The organism is Halorubrum sp. Hd13, from assembly GCF_002252755.1.
Taxonomy (GTDB): Archaea; Halobacteriota; Halobacteria; order Halobacteriales; family Haloferacaceae; genus Halorubrum.
The window spans coordinates 1-3,690 of record NZ_NHOY01000091.1 but is presented as its reverse complement, the minus strand read 5'-3'; the positions used below and the strand labels follow the sequence as shown (position 1 = coordinate 3,690).

The window sequence follows — 3,690 nt, the reverse complement described above, 5'->3', positions numbered from 1 at the left end:
CGCGGCCGCGGACGACGACTGAGCGTCGGAGCGCCGAAGGGCGCGCGGGCGTCTCTGCGGTGAGATTCCGGGCGAAATTGGGAAAATCGTTTTGTTTCAACTATCCGTGGTGTCCCGGTATGGAACGACGTTCGTTCCTCTTTGCGGGCGGCGTAGCGGTCCTCGCGCTCGCGGCCGGACGCACCTCCATCGCCGGCGGCGTCGACGCCGACGGCCCCACGACGGTCGTCGAGGAGTACTACCGGCGGGCGAGCGCGGCCGGAGACACCGAGGCCTTCGCGGACGACGTCCGCGACCTCGCGCACGGCGCGTCTCCGCTCTCGCGTCTCGCCGAGGACGTGCCGATGGCGTTCGACGCCACTCTCCGCCAGGAGCTCGCGGACGCGGCGGTCGTCGCGGAGGACGTCTCGGCCGACCGGATCCGGTCGATCTCCGACTTCCTCGCGGCGTCGCTCGACGATACGGAGGTCAAATCGATCGCGGCGGAGAACGCCGTCGTCTCGGCGATCGTCGCGGACGACGGGGTCGACGGCGGCGAGTTCGAGCTCCGGTGGCTGGTCGCGACCGACGACGACGAGTGGCTGCTCGTGTGGCCCGGCGAACCCGAGGGGCCGGCGGCGGTCGTCAGGGAGTTCTACCGTCGGGCCGAGGCGGCCGAGAGCGCCGAGGCGTTCGCGGACGACGTCGACGAGCTCTCCCACCCCGTCTCACCGCTGTCCGACGTGGCGGCGGACGTTCCGGGCTTCTTCGACGGGGCTCGGCGACAGGACCTCGCCGACGCCGAGGTCGTCTCGAGGGACGTCGGCGCCGAGCGAATCAGGGGCGTCTCCGACTTCTTCAACGCCTGGGTGGACGACGAGGCCGTCGAGGCGATCGCCGCGGAGAACGCCGTCGTTGCGGTGACCCTCGACGGCGACCGGAGCGCGAACGGCACCGAGTTGGAGTGGCTCGTCGCGACCGCCGGCGACGAGTGGCGCCTCGTCTGGCTCTGAACGGTCCCGCCGAGTCGGTCGCGGGTCGTCGGCCGGCGCCGGCGATACCGGTCATCGGGCGACCCGACCTGTGAGCGACCCGCATCTTGATACCTCGGCACGCCGTCGCTCCGACCGATGCGAGAGATAACGACAGACGACGTGCCGGAGGCCCTCGGCCCGTACTCGCAGGGGATCGTCTCCGGCGACACGGTCCACGTCTCGGGGAAGACGGGCGTGGACCCCGACACGGGCGAGGCGCCCGAATCGGTCGCCGAACAGACGACGCAGACGCTCGAAAACGTCGCCGCGATACTGGAGGCGGCCGGGACGACGCCGGACCGCATCGTGTCGGCGACCGCCTACCTCACCGACATGGACGACTACGACGCGGTGAACGAGGCGTACCGGTCGTTCCTCTCGGAGCCGTACCCGGCGCGGACCTGCGTCGAGGTGTCCCGGCTCCCCGCGCCGCTCGACGTCGAGATCACGGTCACGGCGGAGCTGGGCGACGACTGAGGACGACCGCTCCCTGGTCAGAACTTCTCCAGTAAGTCCCCGTAGAACTCGGTGTCGCGGTCGCCGGCGAGCTTCTCGACGATGAGCTCCGGGGTCGACCGCGCGAGGTGTCCTTTCCGCGGGGAGCGGTTCACCCGCAGTTCGCCGTCGACGAGCCCCTCGGCCTCGATCCCGTCGACGGCGACGTCGAAGTCGGCCGCGTCGCGGATCTCGCGGGCGAGGTGGGAGACGAAGACGGCGGTCGCGTTCTGCCCGTCGAGCGCCTCCAGGATGCCCGCGATGATCTTCGCGGAGGCGCCGGGTTCGGTGATCGACTCCAGTTCGTCGACGAGGACGAGCCGGCCGTCGGCGCCCTCGACGAGGTCGCCGAAGTCGCGGAGAGTCGCCTCGAACGCGCCCGCGTCGAGGGTGCCCTGCGACTTCGCGTAGTAGTGGATCTCCTCGAAGCGCTCGACCCTCACCGACGCGGCGGGGACGGGCATCCCCATCTGGGCGAGCACGACGACGAGGGCCACGAGGTCCAGCGTGGACGTCTTCCCGCCGGAGTTGACGCCAGAGAGCAGCGTCGCGCCAGACACCGCGTAGTCGACCGGCTCGGCGTCGGCGAAGTCGACGTCGAGGAGGGGGGAGCGACCGCCCTCGATCCGGAAGCCCGAGTCGGACGACTCGGGACCGACCACCTCGGGCAGGACGCAGTCGAAGTCGGCGGCGAACCGCGCGATCGCGAGCTCCACGTCGAGTTCGAGGGCGTCCCGGACGAGGTCCTCGACGGGCTCGCGGAGCTCGCCGAGGTCGCTCGCCAGCTCGGCCTTCAGCCGGGCCGCGCGCCGGTCGCGCGCGGCGGTCAATTCGTTCTTGAGCCGGGAGACGGCCGTTTCGTCGTGGTCGACCGGAAACGAGGGGTCGCCGCCGAAGACGCGGTCTGCGAGCTCCGCCTCCTCGGGCGCCAGACGGAGCGCGTCGGCGAGGTGCTCGCGGGCGCGGGCCATCGCCTCGTCGTACTCGTCGGCGAGCTCGCGGTCAAGCAGGGAGTCGACGCGGGCGCCCTGCTCGACTAAGGAGAGGAAGTCGGTCCCCTCGATCGTCACGTCTCGCTCGCGGATCGCCTCTCGGAGGCGGTCGTCGGCGACCGACTCCGCGGTCGACACCGCGGCGTCGAGGTCGTCGACGGCGGCTGTCAGTCGGGTCAGCTCCTCGTCGCCCACGACGGTTCCGTCGTCGTCGAGCCGGGCGAGGGCGTCGCGGAGACGGTCTGGGTCCGCGGCGGGATCGCCGTCAGAGACGGGGTCGCCCGCGGTCGCGGCCGCCTCGTGGACCGCCGCGGCCGCCTCCAGCCGCTCGCGGTTCGCGGCGAAGAAGGAGAGCAGGCGCTCAGGCACGGTCTCGGCGGGCTCATCGAGCGCGTTCGGGCGAACGTGGACGTCGCCCTCGACGTCGAGCCCCGCGAACTCCTCGTCGAGGACGATCACGGTCGCGTACGACCGGGCGAGCTCGGAGACGTCGCGGGCGTTCTCGACGGTCTCGACCGACAGCTCCGGGGCGGCGGACTCCGCGCGGGCGAGCGTCTCGGCGTCGGCGGTCGCGAGACAGCGGTCTCGCACCCGGACCGTCGGCGGGTCGGCGAGGGGCTCGACGCCGGCGAGCGCCTCGCGGACCGCGGGGACGGGATCGCGCTCGATCGCCGCCTCGACGAACGACTGCGCCTCCTCGATCCGCGAGGCGGATGCGCTCGGATAAAAGGTCTCCAGCCGCTTGGCGGCGTAGTCGGTGACGGTGCGCTCGCGCAGCAGGTCGATCGCCTCTCGGTACACCTCGCGGGCGCGGTCGGTCGCCAGCACGCGGCCGTCGTCGCCGTGTCGCCGGCGGATCGCGCCGCGGGCGATCCGGGCCGCGCGGGCCTCGTTGACGCCGGGCGCGCGGGCGATCGCGGCGACGTCTCCCGACTCGACGGTCCCGGCGGGATCGTCGAGGTCGCGCAGCGCGTCCGCCGTCTTCGCCCCGACGCCGGGGATCGCCTCCAGATCCATCTACTCGCCGCTATCGCGGCGACGCGCAAAAGGATGGGGGGTCGCGATCCCGTCTCCGCGCCGCGGCCGACGCGCTTTTTCCCGCCGCCCGCGAACGCGGGGCCATGAGCCATCACACCCTCGCCGCCGACGGGGACGCGCTCGACCCGGAGACGGCGGCGAGGGTGTGATGG

General features: G+C 72.3%; 3 protein-coding genes. 2 read left to right on the top strand and 1 reads right to left on the bottom strand.

Annotation, left to right across the window (positions count from 1 at the left end; translation table 11 throughout):
- Nucleotides 1-119 precede the first annotated feature (119 nt).
- Both DJ81_RS11800 and DJ81_RS11795 read left to right on the top strand, forming a co-directional pair.
- A complete protein-coding gene (locus DJ81_RS11800; RefSeq protein ID WP_094589855.1) occupies nucleotides 120-992 on the top strand; it encodes a hypothetical protein in 873 nt (290 codons plus the stop codon).
- A 117-nt stretch (nucleotides 993-1,109) separates the two neighbouring features.
- Entirely contained in the window at nucleotides 1,110-1,490 is a 381-nt protein-coding gene (locus DJ81_RS11795; protein ID WP_094522808.1) for a RidA family protein, read from the top strand.
- 17 nt (nucleotides 1,491-1,507) lie between these two features.
- On the opposite strand, the gene DJ81_RS11790 is transcribed toward DJ81_RS11795, so the two are convergent.
- On the bottom strand, nucleotides 1,508-3,517 hold the full coding sequence (locus DJ81_RS11790; RefSeq protein WP_094527278.1) for a helix-hairpin-helix domain-containing protein: 2,010 nt from the start codon (nucleotides 3,515-3,517) through the stop codon (nucleotides 1,508-1,510).
- Nucleotides 3,518-3,690: the final 173 nt, after the last annotated feature.